Origin of the sequence: Paraperlucidibaca wandonensis, assembly GCF_042677145.1 — a bacterium.
GTDB classification, from domain to species: Bacteria; Pseudomonadota; Gammaproteobacteria; order Pseudomonadales; family Moraxellaceae; genus Perlucidibaca; species Perlucidibaca wandonensis.
The window spans coordinates 536,332-558,952 of record NZ_JBHTIT010000001.1; the positions used below are offsets into that span (position 1 = coordinate 536,332).

Below are 22,621 nucleotides of genomic sequence, written 5' to 3' on the forward strand. Positions count from 1 at the left end.
GCGATGCGCACTATTTCTGCCGGTGATGTTGAGTTGTCGACACTGACCTTAGGGCGGCCATCGGAAACGACCACGGTGTTTTTGCACGGCCTAGTCGCCGGCAATATGGCGACGTGGTATTCGACCGTGGCGCTGCCTTTAGCAGCCTCTCGGCAAGTAATTTTGTATGACTTACGCGGGCATGGCAGCAGCAGCATGCCCAGGCAAGGTTTTGATCTCGACAGCCATGTCGATGATCTTTGTTCAGTTTTAGCTGAGTTGCTGCCAGAAGATGCCAAAGTTGATCTAGTTGGCCATAGCTTAGGCGCCTTAATCGCGTTGCAGTTCGCTCTGCGCCATCCGCAGCGTGTGCACTCTTTAGTTTTGGTGGATGCACCAATGCCGGCTAACCATTGGGTTGGCCCGAGTCTGCTCGCTGCTAATTCGCGTGATGGCGTGGCGACATGGATAGATGAGCAGCCGCACTTGGCAAAAGGGGTGACGGGGCGACGCCGTGAGCGCCTGCGCCAACGCATTGAGACGCTAGTGTTTGATACCAGCCTAGTCGCCGATGTATTGGCGATGGGCCGGCCTCCGGCTGCTGCCTTAGCGGCGCTGAACGTGCCGACACTATTGTCCTACGGCCGTTTGTCGCCATGTTTAATTGTTGGTGATGAGTTATTACAGGCTCTGCCGAATGCACAGCTTGTGCTGCTCGATGCCGGCCATGACGTGCCTATCGAGGCGCACGCGGCCTTGTTGCAAACCATCCAAACATTTTACGCCGCTCAGCACACTGCCAGTTTGGCGCAATCGGGAGCGCGGTAATCGTGGATATGAATAAAGATGGCGTGGCGGTTTCGGCGCTTTACACCGCAGGCGTTTGGCAGTGGGCCGGCCTTAGCAATGCTGAGCTCACCACCCCTGAGTCGGCTACTGGCGTGTTTCGCTGGGTCAATGCTTATATGCGTTTTTATCGCTGGCTGAACCCGCAAAGCTACTGCCTGCGCCATCAGCTTTTGCATCGCCATAGCGCCATCGACCATCTGGTGAAACAGGCGCACTGCCCACGCGTGCTAGAAGTTGCGTCTGGTTTTTCGCCGCGTGGCGCAACGCTGAGTGCCAATCCAGATTGCCATTACACGGAAATGGACTTGCCCGGCATGGTTGCGCACAAGCGCCTGCAATTTCAGCGCACAGCCGCGGGCAAAGCAGTACTGGCGAGGCCTAACTTCACGCTGCAAGCCGGCGACATCACTACATACGACTTCTCTGCTGATGCCGTCAGTAAGCCCATGACGATATTGACCGAAGGCCTGATGATGTATTTTTCGCGCTCGCAGCAGCTGCCGTTATGGCGCGCTATTGCCATGCGTTTAGCAAAAAGCGATGGCGTTTATATCTTCGACTATATTCCGCTGACCGAAGAGCCTGCGCGTAGTTTTCTGGGTCGCGTATTGCACAATCTGCGCGTGCATTGGTTCGGCATTGCTGGTGACTTTGCCTATGACGAGCGCGACCGCGAGGCAGTGGCAAGAGATCTGCAGCTATGCGGCTTTGACGATGTGCGTTGCTATGCCACTGGTGAGGTTGCGCAGGCGTGGAATTTGCCAGCAGCTGAAGTCGCCACGCGTACCTTAATTTATGTCTGCCGAATGAAAAACTCTACGGTGTCCGTACCAGCTACCACAACCGCCTCTAAAAAATCGGAGCAGTCCTCATGAGCACGCCTTATGTGCGCCGCGTCTCCGCCTTAGAGCGCTACTCCTTAGTGCTAAATCGCCTCTATCGCTATCACGTCGACGGTATTCTTGAAGGCGAGGGCGAGGTTGATGCCAAGCAGCTACAGCAGGCCGTGACTCGCGCCGCCGCCGCTAACCCAGCCATTCGGGTGCGCTTTCGAGGCCTATTGGTGTGGTCGCGCTGGGTCGATAGCGGTATAGCACCGCAAGTTCGTCTTATGCCATTAAGCGATTGGGATGGCAGCAACGAAAACGGTGCCGACTTTCTTCGTCAACGCCTCGATGAGCGTGGCGGCGGCCCGATTGCCGACGTGCTCGTGGTGCCATGTCGCGATGGCAAAACTCGCATTGTCTTTCGCACTTTGCACGCCGCCATCGATGGCCGTGGCTTCTTGCACTGGGTGAGCGAGGTGTGCCGCGCCATGCGTGATGAGTCGCTGCAAGGCTCTGATTCCTGCCTGACCGACTTAGATATTCAAGCGCGTTATGCCGATGAAATACCCGAAGAGCCAGCCGCTGAGCCAACTGCCTGCATTCCGGTGTTGCAGCCTGCGGCGAAAGGTCAGCGCGGCGAGCTCGACTTTATTTGGCGGCGGGTGATGATCGATCACTCCGTTGCTCAGCTACTGCCGCGCTCGGCGATTTTTCTCGCCGAATGGGCACGCAAGCAGCAAGCCGGCCCTGTTGGCTTCACCATTCCTGTGGATTATCGCGGTCTGCGCACCGATGAAATGGGCATCGGCAATTTGACCGGTTATGTACGCCTGACCGTGCCCGAGGGTGCAACCACGCGCCAGCTCATGGTGCAGCTCGGCCAGCGCCTAAAAGCCAAGGCCGATTGTCGCCAGTTCCCAGGCATAAAAATGCTATTTTGGCTGCCGGTGTGGTACATGCTGCGCCAGCTCAAGAAAAAAGTAGATGACGTGCTGCATGAGGTATCGCCGGCGCTACCCACCGGCGGCATTGTCTCCATGGGGCAAGTCAACGCCGACACCTATAGCTTCCCAGGCTTTAAGGCGGGCATGCTCTATGGTATTCCCGGTGCCGTTGGTAAGCTCAATGTGGTGTTTTTAAACTACCCTGACTTCACCGTGATCTCGTTTTCAGTACCTGCAAGCTATAACCATGATGGGCAGCTTGATGCCCTCACGGCAGCTTATGTAAACCACTTTCAAGCGTCTGGAATTACCTCGTGAATGACATTGATCTAAGCAAACTCAAGGTGGAACGTACCGCCTCGGCAGCACCGAAATTAAAGCAGCGCCGCAGTTTGCGCTGGTGGCATGCGGCTGTGCTTATTGCCGTCTTGGTGTTGCTCTGGCGCGTCTTATTTCCAGCGCCTGTTGCCGTGCAAACCACGCAAGTGGTCACGGCTTGGCCATCGCAGCAATACCTTGTGCTCGATGCCACCGGCTATGTGGTGGCTAGGCGCCGCGCGGCTGTGGCCTCGAAAGGTACTGGCCGCGTGGAGTGGTTGGGGCCAAATGAGGGAGATTTTGTGAAGGCCGGCACAGTCGTGGCGCGCTTAGAAAGCAGTGATGTGTCGGCGGTCTATCAAGCCGCTGCCGCAAACTCAAATGTCGCTGTCGCTGCTGTCGATTCTGCTTTAGCTGAGCTCAACGATGCCGATATTAATTTGCAGCGCACATCCACCGTGTTCAATAAAGGCCTGATACCGCAAGTCTCGCTTCGTGAAGCCATGTCGCGCTTTAATCGCGCGAAATCGGCAGTGACTTCGGCAAGAGCAAGCTTGGCTGCGGCTCGTGCCAACCAAGACAATGCGCGTACTTCTATCGATAACACGGAAATTCGCGCACCGTTTGATGGCGTCGTGATCGCACGCTCGGCAAATATCGGTGACATCGTGACGCCGCTATCATCCGCCGCCGATGCTCGCGGTGCGGTCATGGTGATGGCCGATATGTCGACACTGGAGATCAATGCCGAAGTCTCGGAGTCGTCGCTGTCGAGCATCCGTGTTGGTCAGCCCTGCGAGATCACCTTGGATGCATTTTCTCAGCGCCGCTTCCGCGGTGAGGTCAGTGCCATTGTGCCCACGATCAATAAAGCCAGCGCTACCGTGACCACGAAAATTCGCCTCTTAGAACAGCCTGATGGCATCTTGCCGGACATGAGCGCGCGCGTGAGTTTTCTCTCGCAAGCCATCGCCAAGGGAGCATCGAAAGCTCTGCTAGCAGTTGACCCTAAAGCGCTGCGCAAAACCAAGGATGGCCATGAAGTACTGGTCATTGGCAGCGATAAACTCGTGCAAGTGCAAGCGGTCAAACTCGGCAATTCACTTGGCGATGTCGTGGCCGTGAGCGGCGCTTTGAAGGCCGGCGACACGCTGGTGTTATCGCCAGATGATTCCTTGGAGAATGGCAGCGAAGTTCAGATTAACGAGCCTAAATAATGTCGGCATTAATCAGCATACGCGAGCTTTACAAGACCTATCAGCGCGGCAACCAACCCGTGCCTGTGCTGATGGGCATCAATCTAGAAATCCATGCCGGCGATTATGTCTCGCTCATGGGGCCTTCTGGTTCCGGTAAAAGTACCTTGCTGAACTTGATCGCGGGCATCGATAAACCAACAGCCGGTGCGCTGCTCATCGACGATATTGATATTGCTGCTTTACCGGAAAGTGAGTTGGCAAATTGGCGTGCCGCCAACGTCGGTTTTATCTTCCAGTTTTATAATTTAATGCCGGTGCTCAATGCCTTTGAGAATGTTGAGTTGCCCTTATTACTGACTAATCTCAGTAAGTCTGAGCGCCGCGAACATGTTGAAACGGCGCTGGCCATGGTTGGCCTTGCCGATCGTATGGATCATTACCCCAATGAGCTTTCCGGTGGTCAGCAGCAGCGTGTGGCGATTGCCCGCGCTTTGATTAGCGACCCACAGTTGATCGTGGCCGATGAGCCCACTGGCGACTTAGATCGTCAATCGGCCGATGATATTTTGAGCTTATTGGATAGGCTTAATGTCGAGTTAGGCAAGACCATTGTTATGGTTACGCACGACCCTAAATGTGCGGCGCGCGCGAAGCAGCAAGTGCATTTGGAGAAAGGCCTGTTGCTCAGCGAGCCCGCCGGGCAGTCGCACTAAATGCACGCGCTCTATGTGCTCAAGCTTGCCAGCCGCAATATTTGGCGACAGCGCCTGCGTGCCAGTATGACTATCGCCGGCATTGCTGTGGCGATCATCTCCTTTGGCTTGCTGCGCACAGTCGTTGACTCTTGGTATGCCGGCGCGGAGTTGAGTGATTCAGGCCGTCTCATTACGCGAAATTCGGCGTCATTGGCGTTTCCCTTGCCGGTTAGCCATGTCAGTCAAATCCGTCGTATCAATGGCGTGAAAGCGGTGACATCGGTGAACTGGTTCGGAGGTATTTATATCGACGACAAACATTTCTTCCCGCAATTTGCCATCGATCCCGATAGCTATTTCACGGTATATCCAGAATTTATCGTGGATGAAAATCAGCTGGCCGAGTTCCGCCGTGATCGTCGTGGCGTCATTATTGGCAGCAAGTTGGCGGCGAAAGAAGGCTGGAAAGTTGGCGATCAAGTGCCGTTGCTGGGCACGATTTATCCTGGCGTGTGGAGCTTTACCATTCGCGGCATTTATCAAGGTCGCGATGACACCGTCGATACCGGCCAATTTCTCATGCATTGGGCCTATGTAAACGAACGCATTAAATCGCTGCTGCCATCGCTCGCCGATCAGGTCGGCATCATCATTGTCGATATTAAAAACCCGGCCAATGCCGCGACGATGTCGGCGGCTATCGATAGCCAATTCAAAAACTCGTTAACCGAGACGCGAACGGAAACGCAAAAAGCCTTTCAGCTCGGCTTTATTGCCATGGTCGATACCATTTTGCTGGCGATTCAAACTGTGGCCTATGCTGTCATTCTCATCATCATGGCGGTGATGGCCAATACCATGGCGATGTCGGCACGCGAGCGCACCCGCGAGTACGCCACGCTGAAGTCGCTGGGCTTTTCGCAGTCGTTTGTGACCAGTTTAATCTTGGTGGAGTCGCTCACCATGGGCTTGATTGGCGGAGCCTTGGGCGTGGCGTTGAGTTACCCCTTGGCGGATGCTTTTTTTGCCGCCACCCGCGATCTTTTCGTGGTCTTTACGATTTTGCCCGAGACCGTGGTGCTGCAATTTTCAGCCGCCATTGTCATCGGTCTAGCCGCCGCCTTAGCTCCAGCCATCAACAGTGCGCGTATTAGCATTGTCGATGGTTTGCGCGCTGTGACCTGAGGCCGATCATGCGTAGAGGCCTGTCGTTTTCCTATGTCGCGCGCAATCTCATGGCGCGCAAGCTCACCACACTACTCACGGCAACGGGCATGGCGCTGGTGGTTTTTGTTTTCGCCACCGTGCTGATGATGACCGAAGGCTTGCGCCATACCTTGGCCGGCACAGGCTCCTACAACAACATAATTATCATTCGCCAAGGCTCGCAAACCGAAGTGCAGAGCACAGTAACGCGTGAGCAGGCCAATCTCATTGCCTCGCTGCCGGGCTTGGCCAGCCATTCCACACAAGGGCCGATGGTCTCGCGCGAAGTCATCGTGCTGGTCAATGTGCCGCGTCAGGATGGCGAGGGCTTGGCCAATATCGTGGTTCATGGCACCACGCCTGTCGGCATTGGCATGCGCGAGCAAATACGCGTGTTGGAAGGGCGTAGCTTTCGTCCAGGCTCATCGGAAGTCATTATTGGTAAAGGTTTAACGCGCGGCAAACTTGGTTTGCGCTTGGGCGGTGTGCTCAATTTCGGCCAGCGCGAATGGCGCATTGTTGGTGTGTTTGATGCGGGATCCAGCGGTTTTGATTCCGAAGTGTGGGCCGATAGTGAGCAAATGATGCAGGCCTTTCGCCGGCAGTCATACTCTTCGCTAGTGGTGGGTTTACGCGACACTAATAGCTTCGACACGTTTGCCGAGGCCTTGGAGCAGAAGCCCAATATCAAAGTCGATATTCGTCGTGAGTCGCTGTTTTATGCCGACCAGTCGAAGAAGATGTCCGGCTTTATTGAGATTTTAGGTAAGTCGATTACGCTGATTTTTTCCATCGGTGCGGTGATCGGCGCAATGATCACTATGTATGCCAGTGTGGCCAATCGCACGCAGGAAATCGGCACCTTACGCGCCTTAGGATTTCAGCGCATGAACATCATTAGCGCGTTTATCCAAGAGGCGATGTTGCTCGGCGCCTTGGCTGGTGCCATCGGATTAGGCCTAGCGAGTTTTATGCAATTGGTTGAGATCTCCACCACCAATATTCAAACCTTTTCTGAAGTGGTTTTCCGACTGATTTTGACTCCAACCATCGCGGTTCAGGTCATGGTTTTTTCTATATTTATGGGCGTGTTAGGTGGTGTTTTACCGGCTATTCGCGCCGCGCGTTTGGAGATTGTAAATGCCCTCCGATTCGGCTGATTATCTGGGCAAATTGCCAGGCTTAGCGCCGCAAACTAGCGTTGATCGACCAGTCACGGCCTCTGAGTATTACCACGCTAGTGTTGGTACCAGTCGATACACTTTGGAGTCGCCGCGCTATGTGTTTTTTGTGCTGCACGGAAGCTGCGTTGATGCACCAGATGAGCAGGAATTAACTCAAAAACTAACGCAAGCCATCGCACAAGTTTCTGCCTGCAATCCTATTTTACGTATGCGCTGGCATGGCAGTCTTGGCCACTCACGTTGGCTTAGCGATGGGCCATTGCCGCGTTTGAGGGTTGTCTCTGAGTGCCAGTGGGATGGGCAGTCTAGTGCCGGTGCCGATATCCTCGATGCACCTGGTTTGTCATTGCGCGATGGGCCTTGTGCTGAGTTTATTTGGGCCTCACAAGGCCAAGGCCGCGGCTTACTTATCTTGCGTTCGCATCATGCCGTGATGGATGGTTTGGGCGGCATGCATCTGCTCAGTGAGCTGTTTCGGGCACTACGCGGCGAGCCTTTATTGGGCAGTAACGCGGCGTTTAGCGATGCCGATCTGATGCGCGCAATGGCGATCACGTCGACCAAACACGAGCCCTATGACACCTGCACACTGACCGGCGCACCTGCTGGCGATGACGTAGGTGATGACTGGTGGCGAGTTCGCTTTGGCCCAGTGCAGCCGCGCCTGCTCTCGAAAGTGGCGCTAGCTTTGACCGAATTTGCGCATCAGTTCAGTGATGCGCCGGTGCGCATCGCAATTCCTGTCGATTTGCGCAAGCACGTGCCGGGCATGCTGGCGAGCGCCAACTTCGCCAATATGCTGTTTGTCCGACTCAATAAAGGTGCGCAGGCCACTGATTTCGATGGTCAACTTCGTGAGCAGCTAGCTGCGCGGCGAGAGGGCGCGTATCCGGCCATTTACGATTGGTTGCGATGGTTGCCGCTGCGCTGGTTTGACTATTTATTGGGGCGGCGCTTAGCCAATTTCACCACCCGCAAGCCGGTTGAAACGGTGCTCATTTCCAATATGGGCAAAGTCTACTTAACGGCATTTCAGTCGTCGATATTTAAGGCCGACGACTACACCGTTTCACCTATGCCGGGTAATGCCTTTGTCGTGCTGTACTCCATTGGTGATGAAATCAGCATGATGATTAGCCTGCCGCGCATACTCTCTAGCAATGGCCGCAAGCAGGCCTTGGTGGCGTGGTTGCAGCAGCGCTTTGGCGAAGCAAATGGTGACGAAAGCAGCAGCGGCGGATGCAACGAGAGCAACGCATGCAAAAGCTAAGCGCTATTTGGCGGTTTCTCAAAGACCTAGGTGCCTACCAAGCGCTACGGCCCTACGACATCTATCCCTACTTTTTCTTGTCGAGCTTCGCCCTAGTCATTCTCGTATTGCTCGCGCCCGATTATTTCGCGCAGTGGCCGGGTTATAGCGCCTTAGCCACGGCCGGTGGCAGTGCCGGTGCGGGTCGTTTTCTTATCGATGCTAGCTTGCCGGTGGCGCTACTCTATATCGCCATCATATTGATGAAGCTGAATCGCGCGCGCTGTCATGCAGTAAACGATGGCATGCACGCCAACACCGTGCATCGCTACCCCTTGATTGGCGCGGTGTTTTTTATCGTGCAATTGCCATTGCTGGTTTTGCTTTATGAGGCGCAGGATGACTTCGTCTACACCTTAACGAAAAGCTTTTGGGTGATTGCATACTGCATGCCGTGGTTTTCCTATTTAGCCGCCAATAGCTTTTCCATCATTGTCGCGGCGGCTTATGAATGGCGGCAAAAAGCAGCTGAGAAAAGCGCCATTAATGCCGCAGAAAAAACAAAAGTCGACGTAAGTAACTCGCCATGAAATTTTCAACTACGCTAAATCATCCCAAAATATTCATCGCCATCATTTTCTTGGCGATGCTGTTTTGTCTGCCGATGTTAGCTAACGGCCTGCTCTTGGATGACTACCCGCAGCGCATCGCGATGTATACCGCGCCCACGAGCAACCTCTTTGACTTCTTTAGTCGCGGCAACCCGCTCACCGAGGCGCAGCTGCAATCGGGCATTTTGCCGTGGTGGATGTCGGAAGAGGCGAAAGTGCGGTTTTTTCGCCCCATCGGCGAGCTGCTCATTCACCTCGACTACGCCCTATGGCCAGATAATTTTGCCCTCATGCATCTGCATTCCATCGCGTGGTACGGGGTGCTGCTCACTGCCGTCGCCTCGGTGTATAAGCGCTTGCTGCCTTTGCGTTGGGCCGCCGCCTTAGCCACCTTAATGTTCGCGCTCGATCACGGCCATTCCGCGGGCGTTGCTTGGCTATGCAACCGTAACGTCTTAGTGGCGATGACCTTGAGCATGTTGTGCCTGCTTTGTCATCGCCGCGATAGCGTGCGTATGAGCATTGTCGCAGTCGCCTTATTTGCCTGTAGCTTGGCCGCAAGTGAGTCTGCATTGGCCTTGTCGGGATACTTACTCGCGCATGAGCTGTACTTAACCCGGCGCTCCAACACTACAAAAGCCCTGCGACTATTGCCCTATGCCGTGATTGGCCTGTGCTGGATAGGCTTTTGGGCGACCCAAGGCTATGGCGTTTCAGGCCCAGGTTTCTACATCGATATTGCTCAACAACCGCTGCTATTTTTTGAAAAGCTGGTGTATCGAGCGCCAGCGTATGTAGTCAGCCAAATAGCTTTTCCTCCGGTAGAAGTTTTCGGCGCGCTGGAGTTGCAGACCTTGCCAAGAGCCATGCAATGGTTAGCTGGCGGCTATATTTTTGCGCTATTGGGTCTGCTGTTTTGGTTTTTCCGACCATTGCTTAAGCAACTAGCGATGGCACGGTTTTTTGCACTCGGCCTAGTCATTGCTGCTTTGCCGCTTGTGGCTTCATCACCAGTTAGCCGCTCGCTTTGGTATGTCAGCTTTGGCGCGTTTGGCCTGATAGCGCTTTATGTCGCGCATTATCGTGAAGCCGTAGCGACTTTTGGTGGCAATGAGGCCTCGCTGCGGCGTGCCGGCATTTTTGCCAAGACCTTGCTCGCGCTGCATTTGCTACTCAGCCCATTACTATTTTTAGCTCTACCGCAGATGGCCACTGCTTTTGACATAGCCATGGACAGCGAAACAGTGGCGCTGCCAACCACCGACTCAGACCCACGGCTATTGCTGCTGGCGAGCCCGACCTATATCGGTAGCGTGACATTCCCCATGTTGAAAGATCAGGCCTTATCGTATGGAGCCGCGCCAAGTCGAAACCTGCCAACGCTGACGCATATTCGCGGTCTGGTCGACACTGAGCATGCCTTCAGGCTGCGACGCGTATCAGAAGACACTTTGGTGGTGAAGTCGGAGCAGGGCTTTGCCAGCATGGCGACCAAGCCCTATGGTTTTAGCGCTGGCCATGAAGTGGTGCTAGATGACGTGCGCATCACCGTTGAGCAGGTAAATGCCGATGGCCAGCCGCTGCAAATTCGATTTTCTTTCAAGCCTGGGGCATTGTCGGGCTATAAAGTGATGCGTTGGCAGGCTGAGCGTTTTGTTGCAGCCACGCTGCCTGAGATTGGCACGTCGATAGAAATTAACTAGCCCCATCATCATTTCCAAAATGGAAGACTGAGACATGAGCAAGCGCTTAAAGATTATCGGGCTAATAGTCGTGTTGGCGCTGCTCGCAGCTGCTGGCGTATATGTCGAGCAGCTCATGAGCAAAAAAACACCTAGCTTTGATATTTCATTGAGCTGCGGTGTGCCGCCACCAGAGGAAGAGTCTGAGCTGGCACGCTTGTTCGATTTTGCCGAAAACCATGAAGGTGAAATGGTGCAGGTCAAGCTAAGTTACTACCCTGGCGGCTGTAGCTGCCCGCGTAGTGAAGACGATGACCCAAGCATTGTTGGGATGGTCTGTGAGCATAATCCAGAGTGGTGGCTTGCTGAGAAAATGAAGCAGTACAACTGTGTCGAGGCGCTAGGCATGGCTGGGCATCGTGCTGGCATTGCGTCATTTTGCTTTCCAACGCATGACATTCTGCCGATCAAAGCAGGCTATTCCAGAGAGCAAACCGCCACTTATCAAAGCATATCGGGGTCGTTCTTACTGAATTGGGAATGGAGTCTAGGCGCACCGCATGTACAAGTATTATTGCCTGATTAAAAACGCGTGACTGAGCCTTGGTTCTCAATAGCAGTGGCGTGTCAGTATTATTTATCCCCATGATTTATATATGAGTTTTTGCTTAGTCAAACTGATCCCAGTAAGGGCGATCGCCATAATAGCCATCTAAGAACTCGACAAAGCACTTCACTTTATTCGCTAATAATTGACGACTAGCGTACACCGCATACAGCGTTAGCGGCTCGGGCTCATACTCTGGCAAAACAATCGTCAGCTTGCCTTCTTTGATTGCCGCGCCTGAGATAAACGTGGGCTGTAAGGCGATTCCTGCACCGGCGATAGCCGACTCGACTAAGACATCACCGTTATTACAAACCAGCTCATTGCTACGTGCTCGGTCACTGCTTCGCAGCCAGCGATGCGCTAGCTGATTGGCGTCATCCTCTAAATAGCTATAGCGCAAATAACGATGTGCCTTAAGGTCTTGCAGGCTTTTAGGCATGCCGTGCTGCTGCAAATACTCAGGTGAGGCGCACATCACCAGGCGTACTGGCGCGATGCGCTTGGCAATTAATGACGAGCTTTTTAGATGCCCAATACGCAGCGCAATATCAAAACCCTCTTCGACAATATCGACTTTGCGATCGTTGATTTGCAGATCTATATCCACGGCTGGATGAGCTTGCTGAAAGTCGATCATGAGCTTGGCCATATGGCGAATAGCGAAAGAGGCGGGCGCGCTAATGCGCAGTAGGCCGCTAGCGTGCGCTTGCATATCGCCTAGTTCGTTTTCCATGTCGCTGATGTCGCTGAGCACTTGCTGCGCGCGTTGGAAATAGCGCGTGCCGGCCTCAGTCAGATGCAGCTTGCGCGTGGTGCGATTGAGCAGGCGTGCGCCCAAATGCTTTTCGAGCTGAGCAATATGCTTGCTAACAAGCTGTGGTGACAGCGCTAGGCGCTCGGCGGCTAGAGTAAAGCTGCCTTCGGTCACGACGGTGATGAAAGCGCGCATAGCATCAATACGATCCACTGTTTACTCCGAAAGAGGCAATTATCAACAATTTGTTGATAATATAACAATGATTACTGGCTTAGTATTTTAAATCAATGATAGTAAGGTGTGTACATAACCTGAGGCGTTGCTTCGGGAGACTCTCAAAACACAACATCTGAGGTGACAATTATGAACTCCACATTTATACAGACTTTGCTCAAATCTACTGGCGGCTACGCTGCGTTCATTTTACGAGTACCTGTGGGCCTGATTTTGGCTGCTCACGGTTCGCAAAAACTCTTCGGCTGGTTTGGCGGCTATGGCCTAGAAGGCACTGGCCAGTGGATGGCAAGCATCGGTCTAGAGCCAGGTTATTTGATGGCACTGATGTCTGGTAGTGCCGAGTTTTTTGGCGGCCTAGCGCTAGCCTTAGGACTGCTAACTCGCCCTGCGGCGCTGGTTACCGCCTTTACCATGCTCATCGCCATCTTCAGCGTGCACTTCAGCAATGGCCTGTTCATGTCGAATAATGGCTATGAATATGCGCTGACTTTGCTTGTGGTGACGCTGGCATTGACTGTTCAAGGTGCAGGCCGATTCGCGCTGGATAACGCGCTGCTAGCCTATTTCGATAATAAGAAAGCGAGTTAATCACATCGAGATGGGCAGCCTTAATGGCTGCTCATCTTCGATATGGCCTTTTAGGCTGCAATAGCCGCAGAACTTTAGATAGGAGACATGCCATGAGCACGCAGACAATGAAGTCCGACGAAGAGTTTGATCAAAAGTGCGCTAATCCCGATGGATGCAAAACCATCGACCTGTTGATTGAGACTAGCGAAAAAGACTTAGGTGGCTTCACGGTGCGCCGCGTGCTGCCAACTAGGCAGCGCCGCATGGTGGGCCCGTGGATCTTCTTTGACCATATGGGGCCGGCTAACTTCGCTGCGGGAGAGGGCATTAATGTGCGCCCGCATCCGCACGTCAATTTAGCCACGGTCACCTATCTATTTGAAGGTGAAATACTGCATCGAGATTCTCTCGGCAGCTTTCAGGCTATTCGTCCGGGCGACGTTAACCTGATGGTGGCGGGCAAAGGCATCAGCCATTCCGAGCGCGAGCGACCAGAAGTCACGCAAGTGGCACATCGTCTACATGGCCTGCAGCTTTGGCTGGCTTTGCCAGAGGCCGACGAGGAAATTGATCCTGCGTTTTACCATTACCCCAGTGCCGATATTCCTAGCGCTGAGGTCGATGGAGTGGCTATTCGAGTGATTATTGGCAGCGCCTATGGTGCAACATCGCCAGTCAAAATGTATGCGAACACGCTTTATGTCGAGGCGCATTTGCGCGCAGGACAGAAAATTACGGTACCGAATGCGCAAGAGCGTGCCGTCTATGTGGCTGAAGGCGAATTGAGCTCGGGCGATACCTTGATTTCTGAGCGCTCGATGGCGGTCTTGTCGAATGCGCCCACTATTGAGCTGACGGCAACGCGCGATTCGCGTATCGCCATTGTTGGTGGTGAGACGATGAGCAAGCGCTATGTCGAATGGAACTTCGTGTCTAGCCGCCGCGAGCGTATCGAGCAAGCTAAGGCAGATTGGAGCGCTCAACGTTTTCCAAAAGTGATTGGCGATGAAGACGAATTCATTCCATTGCCGCAATAGCTTCACGAGCTGATGGCATGAGCAAGCGCGCAACACATATTGTAACGCCGGCGTCCACATGGGCGCCTTTTGCGCACAGCGCTTTTGCCTTGTTATGGACGGCAACGCTGATTTCCAATATTGGCGCATGGGTTCACAATGCCGGCGCCGCTTGGCTGATGACCACGCTCGACCCTTCGCCAGCCATCGTGGCGCTAGTGCAAGCGGTTAGCGCGCTGCCTATTTTCTGCTTTGCGCTATTGGCCGGCACGCTGGCCGATCGTGTCGATAAACAGCGCTTTTTGATCATCGTAAATATCGTCATCGCAGCGGTGACATTTGCCCTCGCAGTGCTGGTCGCACTTGGCTGGATGACGCCACTTTTGTTGCTCGTATTCACCTTTATGATCGGCACCGGTGCGGCATTTATCGCGCCCGCATGGCAGGCGGTGGTGCCAGAACTAGTGACGCGCGAGAGTTTGCCGCCAGCCATCGCCCTCAATAGCTTGGGCATTAATATTAGCCGTGCGATTGGGCCAGCATTGGCGGGCGCACTGATCATTTATATTGGTCTGGCAGCGCCTTTCGTTGTTAATGCCATGAGCTATTTGGTGATCATCGGCGCGCTGCTAGCGTGGAAGAGACCTCCAGCACCGGCGCGCACACTGCCGCCGGAGCCTTTACTCGGCGGCATGCTCACCGGCTTACGGCATGCTAGCCATAATGCACCGCTGAAGGCGACGCTTTTGCGTGCACTAGGCTACTTCACGTTCGCTAGCGCTTACTGGGCACTATTGCCTTTGATTGCACGCGCGATTCCCGGCGGTGGCGCTGGATTTTATGGCATTTTATTGGGCGCAATCGGTGCTGGCGCTGTTGTAGGCGCGCTGGCATTGCCTCATATCCGAACCAAGCTCGATGCCAATCAGCTGCAGGTACTTGGCACCATCATGACAGCTGCTGCAATGCTGGGCTTTGGCTTTGCGACCAGTGCTTGGTTCGCTGTTCCGGCTGCATTATTGGGTGGTTTAGGCTGGATTGCCGTGCTCACCAGCCTCAATGTGTCGGCACAAACCGCATTGCCAAACTGGGTGCGCGCCCGCGGCCTGTCTATCTTCATCATGGTATTTTTCGGCTGCATGGCGGCAGGCTCTATCGTCTGGGGCCAAGTGGCCTCAGTCACGTCGCTATCGACGACATTGCTCATTGCCGCGGTGGGTGCAGTAGTCGCCATACCGCTAACGTGGCGAGCGCAGCTGGGCCAAGGCGAGCACCGCGACTTAACACCGGCGATGAGTTGGGGCGCGCCGATCATTGCCGATAGTTTCGATGATAGCCCCGATCGCGGGCCGGTAATGGTGACGATTTCGTATGTAATCGAAGCGAATAATGCCGACGATTTTCTGCAGGCCATCCACGCCTTGTCGGCTGAGCGCTACCGTAATGGCGCTCATAGCTGGGGCGTTTATCAAGATGCCGCCGATCCAAGCATTTGGTTTGAATGGTTCTTTCTGTCGAGCTGGGCGGAGCATTTACGCCAGCATGAGCGCGTCACTCAACATGACCAAGATATTCATGATGCCGTGCGTGCTTATCACTCTGCCGCTAAAGCGCCAGAGGTGCGGCATTACCTTGCGCCAGTTCGAGCACTTCAGCGCTAAGGCATAAAGCCTTGGCTGAACCCAAGCGCTTAGTAAAGCTAAGCGTCTCTGAGCACGATGGCCGGGGCAGTGCGCCAGACTTTCCGTGTCGCGGCCATGCCGGCAAGGCCTGTGAGCGCAGCGCCCAGCAGCGGAGTAATAAGCCAAAGCTCACCATGCCATGTGGGTGGTAAGTCCAGCAGCGTGATGTATAACGCAGCGGCTAGAAGCTCAGTTAAAACCACCGCCAATAGCCCTGCCATCCCGCCCAGCAATATCATTTCCGATAAGCCACGCTGCATAAGCTGGCGACGACTAGCGCCGAGCGCGCGCAGCAGGGCCGCTTCTTGTCGGCGCTGATCTTGCCCAGCCGCGATGCAAGCCAGCAGCACTAGCACGCCGGCTGCGAGCACAAACAACAGCACAAATTCAATCGCGCGCGAGACATCATCGAGCAGCTTACGCACCTGCGTCATGATGGCATCGACGTCGATTAGCACCACCGTGGGAAAGCGCTGCAGCAATGTATTGAGCACGTCACGATTGCCGCTGGGCACATGGAAAGCAGTAAGGTAAGTCGCCGGAAAGTCGGCTAGCGCTGCCGGCGGAAACACCATGTAAAAGTTGGGCTGAAAGCTGTCCCAATCTACTTTGCGCAAACTGCTCACGGTAGCTTCAACATCGCCTTCCGCCAGAGTAAACATCAAGCGATCGCCAAGGCCGACGCCCAGTTTTTCCGCCAACTTAGACTCGATCGAGACCGGCCATGGTGCGCTCGACGGGTTTGCCCATTCGCCTTCAAGTAGCTCATTGCCCAATGGCAAAGTGTCGGAGATGGTGAGGTTTAGCTCGCGATTGAGGGCCTCAAGGTTTGGCTCTTTGTCTTTCGTCACCGCGGTGACCACGGACTCGCCATTGATGGCGGTAAGGCGACCACGAATCACCGGATATAAGGCGTCGATATTGATGCCGGCATCGGCCAACGTTTGGCGAAACTCGGCGGTGTCATGTGCGTCGATACCGAGCGCAAACTGGTTGGGCGCATTCGCGGGGAGCTTGCTTTGCCACGCCGTGATGAGCTCACCACGAACACTGGTGACCAAGAGCATGGCGGTCATACCGATGCTCAGCGCAAGGATTTGCAGTGTGCTGGCCTGCGGTTGTCGCCAGAGCTCGCGCAGCCCAAGCAGGGCGTTAGGCAGTGAACGCTCAGCGAATGTCTTGCGCAGCAGCACAAAGACGCTGCGCAAGATGATGGTGAGCAAAAACGCCAGCGCGCTACCACCGACAACGAGCAAAAGCGTTAATTGCCAGCGACCTGTTTCTAGCATCAGTAACGCGGCCAATGCCGATAAGGCCAGTGCAGTAACGGCGATTAACCCGGGCGAGTTTGGCGCTAATTCTCGGCGAATAACCCGCAATGGGGAAACGCGAAACAAGCCGATTAGGGCTGGCAGTGCAAAACCCAGCAAGGTTAACGTGGCGGTGGCAATGCCGGTAAGCAGAGGGCGTTGCCAGGCAAAATCCAGCTCTGCCGTGGGCAGCATGCTATCGAGCAATTGAAACAGCAGCTGCGAGGCTAAGGCACCAAACCCAGCACCAAGCACAATGGCCACCGCCCAAATAAGCCCGAGTTGGCGTAGATAAATGCCCTGCACGCGGCGGCGACTAGCGCCCAAACAGCGCATCAATGCCATGGTGTCGTAATGACGCTCGGCATGGCGGCGTGCGGCTAGGGCGACTGCCAAGCCCGATAAAATCACGGCGGCAATGGCAGCGATGCTCAGATAGTCGCTGGCACGCGCGAGTGGTGTGCCAACTTCTGAGCGCCCGCTGGCGACATCTTGCAGGCGTTCGCCAATGGCGAGCTTTGGCTTTAGCTCATCGTTGAAATCAGCCACAGCTTTAGCCGGCCCAGCGAGCAATAAGCGGTATTGCACACGCGATCCGGGCTGGATGAGGCCGGCAGCTTCGACATCGGCGGCGTTGATTAGCGCGCGTGGGGCAAATGCCGAGAAGTTACCAGCACGATCGGGTTCGCTGGTGAGCACAGCAGTGACGCGCAGGCGGATATCGCCGAGCTGCACCTCATCATCGAAGCCGATGGCGAGCAGGCCAAACAGGCGCTCATCTAGCCAGAGTGTGCCGGAGGCGGGCAGGCTGCCGGCGGGGAGTTGTGTCTTGTCACGACGCGCCTGTAATTCGCCGCGCAAAGGGTAGCCAGCGCTGACGGCTTTTACTGCCGCTAACTGAAACTCATCCTTGTACTGAATCATGCTGGAGAATTCAGTCACGGTGGCCTGTTGTAAGCCGTGCTTGCTGGCTTCTTTAAGCACTTCTGGGCGCAATGGCCGACTGCTATCGAGCACGAGATCGGCACCAAGCAGGCTGGCAGCTTGGCGCGTTAGGCCTTGCTCTAAGCTAGCGCTGAAAAATCGCAGGCTAGTGGTAGCGGCCACGGCGAGGATTAAGGCTGCCAATAGCAACCAGATTTCACCGGCACGAATATCACGCGATAGCAGTCGCCATGCCAGTTTCATGCGTGGCTACCCGCCACTATGCGGCCGCCATCGAGATGGATTTGGCGCTGACAGCGCGAGGCGAGCGCTTCATCGTGAGTGACTAAAATCAGCGTGGTGCCAGCATCGGCATGCGCTTCGAATAAAAGTTCGATGATGCGTGCGCCAGTTTGGCTATCGAGGTTGCCGGTAGGCTCATCGGCCAGTAGTAGTTTCGGCTCCATGGCAAAAGCACGGGCAATCGCCACGCGCTGCTGTTCGCCGCCAGAAAGCTGTCGTGGCGTATGCGCCTCGCGCGCACTTAGGCCCACGCGTGCTAGCCAATGTCGGGCTTTATCACGAGCAGGTAAGCCCGCTAACTCCAGCGGCAACATGACGTTTTCTAGCGCACTTAAATGCGGTAAGAGCTGGAAGCTTTGGAAAACAAAGCCGATCAATTGCTGGCGTAATGCCGCGCGCGCATCCTCATCTAGAGCGCCAAGCTCATGGCCGGCCAGCAGCACTTGGCCCTGACTGGCAGTGTCCAATCCCGCCAACAAGCCCAGTAGTGTAGATTTGCCTGAGCCCGAGCTGCCAGTAATCGCTACACTCTCGCCGGCGTTGATGCTCAAGTTGATGTCATGCAGTATGACCAGCTGACCGTCGTGCATGGGCACCGATTGCTGGAGCTGGCGCGTTTCAATCAAGCTTGGAGTTGCCGTTTTTATGTCTAAAGTCATGTCTACCTGGATACGAAATCTGTGTGGTGTCGTACTTTGCTTGGCCATCATGCCGGCTTCGGCCGCGACTGTACTCATTTACGGCGATAGTATCAGTGCGTCATACGGAATGGACATTGAACAGGGCTGGGTCTCGTTACTCGACAAGCGTTTAGCGAAACGCGCGCCTGGAAAGCATCAGGTAATAAACGCCAGTGTTAGTGGTGAAACTACGGCTGGCGGTTTGCGCCGCTTGCCGGCTTTGCTCAAGCAGCACACGCCCGATGTCGTGGTGCTGGAGCTCGGCGCCAATGATGGCCTGCGCGGACAACCACCAAAGCTGATGGAGCGCAATCTGGCGGCAATGATCCGCTTGTCGCAACAGGCCGGTGCACGTGTGGTGCTGCTCGGCATGCAGATTCCGCCGAACTACGGCAAGGCTTATACCAATGCATTTTTTGCCGTGTTTCCGAAGGTGGCAAAAGCAGGAAGTATTGCCTTACTGCCATTTTTTCTCGATGGCGTTGGCGGAGTGCCAGAGTTAATGCAAAAAGATGGCCTTCACCCCAATGCTAAGGCTCAGCCCAAGCTCTTGGAGCAGGCCTGGCCACTCATTTTTCAACATTTAGCTGAGTAATTCCGATGACATCTTCGATGCCGTGGCGCCCTAACGTACCAGGCGATTACCGCGGCCCTCGCATCGCGCTCATTCATGGCTTTATGGCCGGCGTGCACATGCAATGGCATTTGCTTCGCTTCCTGCGCGAGCATGGTTTTGCCGACACCACCTTATATAGCAACCATTTAAGGCCTGCCTCAATCGCCAAGGATCTAGCGCCAGCAGCGCAGGCAGGGCGTCCCATTGTGCTGCTTGGTTACAGCCAAGGCGGCATACAGGTGATGAAAGTCGCCAAGTTACTGGAGGCGCAGCAGGTCAAATGTGATCTGGTGATTTCGTTGGCAGCGGGTGGTATTGGGCGTTGGCATCCCGCTCAATGGGGCTTTAATGGCCGTCGAGTGCCTGCAAATGTGAGCCGTTACCTTAACTATTTTGCTGCCAACGATAAGCTGGGCACAGATCGCCGCAAGGCTGATAATCTAGCGCACGCAACGTCTGACAATACGCGACTGGAGAACATTGCTTACTCCGAAGCGGCGGGTGTTGATCACCTCAGCATTGCTCGCTGTTATCCGACAGAGCGAGTGCTACCAGAGGTGAAAACTTTGTTTCTCGACAGACTGCTCAATGAGCTTGCCGAACTTTCCTCATGAGCTTGTGCAAGCCAATACGCCATCAGGTTAATCCATGCTAATTTTCTTTATCTGCCTAGCCATACTGATTCTTGGTTATAAGTTCTACAGCCCCTTTGTTGAGAAGCAAGCTGGCATCGACCATGAGGCGATAACGCCGCAGCAGCGTCTGCATGATGGTGTTGACTATGTGGCCATCAGTCCAGCCAAAGCCTTTCTCATTCAGTTTTTGAATATCGCCGGCATTGGCCCTATTTTCGGCCCCATCCTTGGTGCGTTGTACGGCCCGATAGCGCTAGTCTGGATCGTGATTGGCAATGTGCTTGGCGGGGCAGTGCATGACTACTTCTCTGGGGTCATGAGCCTAAAAGAAGATGGCAAAAGCCTGCCCGAAATCGCTGGCCATTATTACAATGTGGTGTTCAAAGGCGTGATGTTGGTTTTTACCTGCATGTTGCTGTTCTTTGTCGGTGTGGTGTTCATCATGAGCCCGGCGGGGCTGCTGAGTAATTTGCCGTATTTTGAAGGCACAATACTCGCGGGCAACACCTTCTGGGTGCTAGCGATATTGGGCTACTACTTTCTGGCCACGCTGCTGCCCATCGATAAAGTCATCACCAAGCTATATCCGCTGTTTGGCTTGCTCATGATTGTGATGACCAGCTTAATCGCCATTGCGCTATTGCTGGAAGCGCCACACCTGCCGCAAGCAAATGATGTTTTCGCCTATTTCGATGGCCATCATGTACACGATTTACTAACGCCAAATCCTGATGGTCTGCCAGTTTGGCCATTACTATTTTTGACGATTACCTGTGGTGCCATCAGTGGATTTCATTCCACACAATCACCGATGATGGCTCGCTGCCTGACCAATGAAAAATACGCGCGCCCGGTGTTTTACGGCGCGATGATGTGCGAAGGCATTGTTGCCTGCGTGTGGGCGCTGGCTGGCATTGCTGCGTTTCCCGGCGGCTATGCCGAGCTCAAGGGCATACTCGATTTAGGCGGCCCTGGTTTGGTGGTGAGCCATATCGCTACCGGTTATCTCGGCGCTTTTGGTGGGATCATGGCCATTCTAGCCGTGGCAATTTTCCCGGTTACATCCGGCGACACGGCATTTCGCTCATTACGCCTGACCATTACCGATGCCTTTAATATCAAGCAATCTGCCGCGCACAGATTAGCGCTAGCAGCGCCGCTATTGGGCATTGCCTACCTAATGACATTGCTAGACTTCTCATTGATTTGGCGTTACTTCGCCTTCTCCAACATGCTGCTGTCGACCAGTGTCTTGTGGTTAGCCAGTAAGTACCTGATGGATAGAGGCACGTTTCATTGGGTTGCGAGCGTGCCAGCGGTGATCGGTACGGCGATTACGGTGTCTTATATCGCCACTGCCGGAGTTGGCTTGAGCTTGTCGGAGGCCTACGGCAAACCCATAGGCATAGCGGTTGCTGTGTTGTGCTTTATTGGGCTGCTTATTCATCACAAAAAGCACCTAACCAGCACCGAGCGTGTGTCATGAGCCCGAAACAACGCTTGGTATTACAGGCTGTGCTTTATGAGGCGTTTGCTATTGCCTTCGTGACGCCGGCCTTGAGCTTTATGTTTGATGAGCCGGCTTCTTCAACAATAGGCCTTGCCGTGCTTATGTCGAGTATTGCGCTTGGCTGGAACTATGTATTCAACACGATATTTGAGCGCTGGGAAGCGCGCCAGTCGGTGCGAGGCCGCTCACTAGCTCGGCGGTTAATGCATGGCATTGGTTTCGAGGGCGGCCTTGTGGCTATATTGGTTCCAGTGGTTTCCTTCTGGCTAAACACCTCATTGCTGAGTGCGTTTATGGCAAATCTGGGCCTTTTAGTGTTCTTCTTTGTTTACGCCATTGCCTTCACGTGGCTTTTTGACCGCGTATTCGGTCTGCCCGAGTCCGCTACAAAGTAGCCGCGCCTCGTTTAAGCCGCAGTAGTTTTCGTTTGCAGATAGGCCAAAATCATCTCAATAAGGCCGTTTTCTACATCTTCTTCCCGCCACATAGAGTTCTCTTGGCTAATCAAACGCACCATGGTGAAGATGGTGCTATTGACGATAATGAATATCCGCACCTCGAGGTTTTCTATCGGGTACTCGCGGTAATACTTCAAAAAATAGATGCGCGATAATTCGAGAAAGTGCTGCTGCAGCGCGTTGGCGACTTTGTCGGTGGGCAGGCGGTGCCAGTTTCTAGCGAGCTCAAGATACAGCCCATTGCGCGAATTCAGCATGGTAAAGCCGTAATGAATGGCGCCTGTGACTAGGTCACGCAAGGTGCTGGTTTCGCTAATCGGTAGACGCTGCAGGCCTTTACCAATATCACTCGCCATATTGTTCATCAGGGCTTCAATCAAGGCTTCTTTGCTGCTGAAGTATTGATACAGCGAGCCCACACTCACATTGGCAAGCTCTGCAATACGCGATGTGGTGGTGAAATCTAAGCCTTTTTCGATGATGCAACGCGCTGTGGCATCGATCAGCGTATCGATCATTTGCCGCGAGCGTTCTTGCTTAGGTGTCTTTCTCATACCGACTTTTTCATAC

The 22,621-nt window shown here is 54.3% G+C and carries 22 protein-coding genes; 18 read left to right on the plus strand and 4 right to left on the minus strand.

Features of this window, described 5'->3' with window-relative positions; all coding sequences use genetic code 11:
- Nucleotides 1-3 precede the first annotated feature (3 nt).
- From ACFQ0F_RS02420 to ACFQ0F_RS02470, 11 genes are read left to right on the plus strand one after another with little or no spacing between them, the layout of a single operon-like run.
- Nucleotides 4-807, plus strand: coding sequence for an alpha/beta fold hydrolase (locus ACFQ0F_RS02420; RefSeq protein ID WP_340675220.1), 804 nt, complete (start codon nt 4-6; stop codon nt 805-807).
- 2 nt (nt 808-809) lie between these two features.
- Nucleotides 810-1,703 carry a class I SAM-dependent methyltransferase gene (locus tag ACFQ0F_RS02425; protein WP_379068728.1) on the plus strand — a complete coding sequence of 298 codons (894 nt, stop codon included), beginning with the start codon at nt 810-812 and terminating at the stop codon, nt 1,701-1,703.
- On the plus strand, nt 1,700-2,917 hold the full coding sequence (locus ACFQ0F_RS02430; RefSeq protein WP_379068730.1) for a hypothetical protein: 1,218 nt from the start codon (nt 1,700-1,702) through the stop codon (nt 2,915-2,917). The genes ACFQ0F_RS02425 and ACFQ0F_RS02430 overlap by 4 nt, the downstream gene beginning before the upstream one ends.
- Nucleotides 2,914-4,134: an efflux RND transporter periplasmic adaptor subunit gene (locus tag ACFQ0F_RS02435; protein WP_379068732.1), complete on the plus strand. Its 1,221-nt coding sequence runs from the start codon at nt 2,914-2,916 to the stop codon at nt 4,132-4,134. The genes ACFQ0F_RS02430 and ACFQ0F_RS02435 overlap by 4 nt, the downstream gene beginning before the upstream one ends.
- Complete coding sequence (locus ACFQ0F_RS02440; RefSeq protein WP_340675224.1) at nt 4,134-4,829, plus strand: ABC transporter ATP-binding protein; 696 nt, start codon at nt 4,134-4,136, stop codon at nt 4,827-4,829. Before ACFQ0F_RS02435 ends, ACFQ0F_RS02440 begins: the two co-directional genes overlap by 1 nt.
- Nucleotides 4,830-5,996, plus strand: a complete 1,167-nt coding sequence (locus tag ACFQ0F_RS02445) for an ABC transporter permease (RefSeq protein WP_340675225.1) — start codon at nt 4,830-4,832, stop codon at nt 5,994-5,996.
- An 8-nt stretch (nt 5,997-6,004) separates the two neighbouring features.
- Nucleotides 6,005-7,177, plus strand: a complete 1,173-nt coding sequence (locus ACFQ0F_RS02450) for an ABC transporter permease (RefSeq protein ID WP_379068735.1) — start codon at nt 6,005-6,007, stop codon at nt 7,175-7,177.
- Nucleotides 7,158-8,471, plus strand: a complete 1,314-nt coding sequence (locus ACFQ0F_RS02455) for a hypothetical protein (protein ID WP_379068738.1) — start codon at nt 7,158-7,160, stop codon at nt 8,469-8,471. The genes ACFQ0F_RS02450 and ACFQ0F_RS02455 overlap by 20 nt, the downstream gene beginning before the upstream one ends.
- Nucleotides 8,459-9,040, plus strand: a complete 582-nt coding sequence (locus ACFQ0F_RS02460; protein WP_379068741.1) for a hypothetical protein — start codon at nt 8,459-8,461, stop codon at nt 9,038-9,040. Before ACFQ0F_RS02455 ends, ACFQ0F_RS02460 begins: the two co-directional genes overlap by 13 nt.
- Nucleotides 9,037-10,764, plus strand: a complete 1,728-nt coding sequence (locus ACFQ0F_RS02465; RefSeq protein WP_379068744.1) for a hypothetical protein — start codon at nt 9,037-9,039, stop codon at nt 10,762-10,764. Before ACFQ0F_RS02460 ends, ACFQ0F_RS02465 begins: the two co-directional genes overlap by 4 nt.
- Nucleotides 10,765-10,798: 34 nt before the next feature.
- On the plus strand, nt 10,799-11,329 hold the full coding sequence (locus ACFQ0F_RS02470; protein WP_379068746.1) for a hypothetical protein: 531 nt from the start codon (nt 10,799-10,801) through the stop codon (nt 11,327-11,329).
- An 82-nt stretch (nt 11,330-11,411) separates the two neighbouring features.
- Here ACFQ0F_RS02470 and ACFQ0F_RS02475 read toward each other — a convergent pair whose 3' ends face one another.
- Nucleotides 11,412-12,320: a LysR family transcriptional regulator gene (locus tag ACFQ0F_RS02475; RefSeq protein WP_379068749.1), complete on the minus strand. Its 909-nt coding sequence runs from the start codon at nt 12,318-12,320 to the stop codon at nt 11,412-11,414.
- Between the two features lie 153 nt (nt 12,321-12,473).
- Here ACFQ0F_RS02475 and ACFQ0F_RS02480 point away from each other — a divergent pair, with 153 nt between their 5' ends.
- From ACFQ0F_RS02480 to ACFQ0F_RS02490, 3 genes are all read left to right on the plus strand, one after another.
- Nucleotides 12,474-12,935 (plus strand): DoxX family protein, encoded by a 462-nt coding sequence (locus ACFQ0F_RS02480; RefSeq protein WP_340675232.1) that lies wholly within the window; start codon nt 12,474-12,476, stop codon nt 12,933-12,935.
- A gap of 92 nt (nt 12,936-13,027) precedes the next feature.
- Complete coding sequence (locus ACFQ0F_RS02485; protein ID WP_379068752.1) at nt 13,028-13,954, plus strand: pirin family protein; 927 nt, start codon at nt 13,028-13,030, stop codon at nt 13,952-13,954.
- A gap of 17 nt (nt 13,955-13,971) precedes the next feature.
- A complete protein-coding gene (locus tag ACFQ0F_RS02490; RefSeq protein ID WP_379068755.1) occupies nt 13,972-15,594 on the plus strand; it encodes an MFS transporter in 1,623 nt (540 codons plus the stop codon).
- Between the two features lie 38 nt (nt 15,595-15,632).
- Here ACFQ0F_RS02490 and ACFQ0F_RS02495 read toward each other — a convergent pair whose 3' ends face one another.
- Entirely contained in the window at nt 15,633-18,113 is a 2,481-nt protein-coding gene (locus ACFQ0F_RS02495) for an ABC transporter permease (RefSeq protein WP_379068758.1), read from the minus strand.
- A complete protein-coding gene (locus tag ACFQ0F_RS02500; protein WP_340675236.1) occupies nt 18,110-18,811 on the minus strand; it encodes an ABC transporter ATP-binding protein in 702 nt (233 codons plus the stop codon). Before ACFQ0F_RS02500 ends, ACFQ0F_RS02495 begins: the two co-directional genes overlap by 4 nt.
- Here ACFQ0F_RS02500 and ACFQ0F_RS02505 point away from each other — a divergent pair.
- The 4 genes from ACFQ0F_RS02505 to ACFQ0F_RS02520 are packed head-to-tail and all read left to right on the plus strand — an operon-like array spanning nt 18,798 to nt 21,988.
- Nucleotides 18,798-19,427 carry an arylesterase gene (locus ACFQ0F_RS02505; protein ID WP_379068761.1) on the plus strand — a complete coding sequence of 210 codons (630 nt, stop codon included), beginning with the start codon at nt 18,798-18,800 and terminating at the stop codon, nt 19,425-19,427. The two genes, ACFQ0F_RS02500 and ACFQ0F_RS02505, sit on opposite strands and share 14 nt — an antisense overlap.
- Before the next feature lie 5 nt (nt 19,428-19,432).
- Complete coding sequence (locus ACFQ0F_RS02510) at nt 19,433-20,062, plus strand: alpha/beta hydrolase (RefSeq protein WP_379068764.1); 630 nt, start codon at nt 19,433-19,435, stop codon at nt 20,060-20,062.
- 34 nt (nt 20,063-20,096) lie between these two features.
- Nucleotides 20,097-21,569 carry a carbon starvation CstA family protein gene (locus tag ACFQ0F_RS02515; RefSeq protein WP_379068767.1) on the plus strand — a complete coding sequence of 491 codons (1,473 nt, stop codon included), beginning with the start codon at nt 20,097-20,099 and terminating at the stop codon, nt 21,567-21,569.
- Nucleotides 21,566-21,988, plus strand: coding sequence for a PACE efflux transporter (locus tag ACFQ0F_RS02520; RefSeq protein ID WP_340675240.1), 423 nt, complete (start codon nt 21,566-21,568; stop codon nt 21,986-21,988). Before ACFQ0F_RS02515 ends, ACFQ0F_RS02520 begins: the two co-directional genes overlap by 4 nt.
- A gap of 11 nt (nt 21,989-21,999) precedes the next feature.
- On the opposite strand, the gene ACFQ0F_RS02525 is transcribed toward ACFQ0F_RS02520, so the two are convergent.
- Complete coding sequence (locus ACFQ0F_RS02525; protein ID WP_340675241.1) at nt 22,000-22,605, minus strand: TetR/AcrR family transcriptional regulator; 606 nt, start codon at nt 22,603-22,605, stop codon at nt 22,000-22,002.
- Between the last annotated feature and the right edge of the window lie 16 nt (nt 22,606-22,621).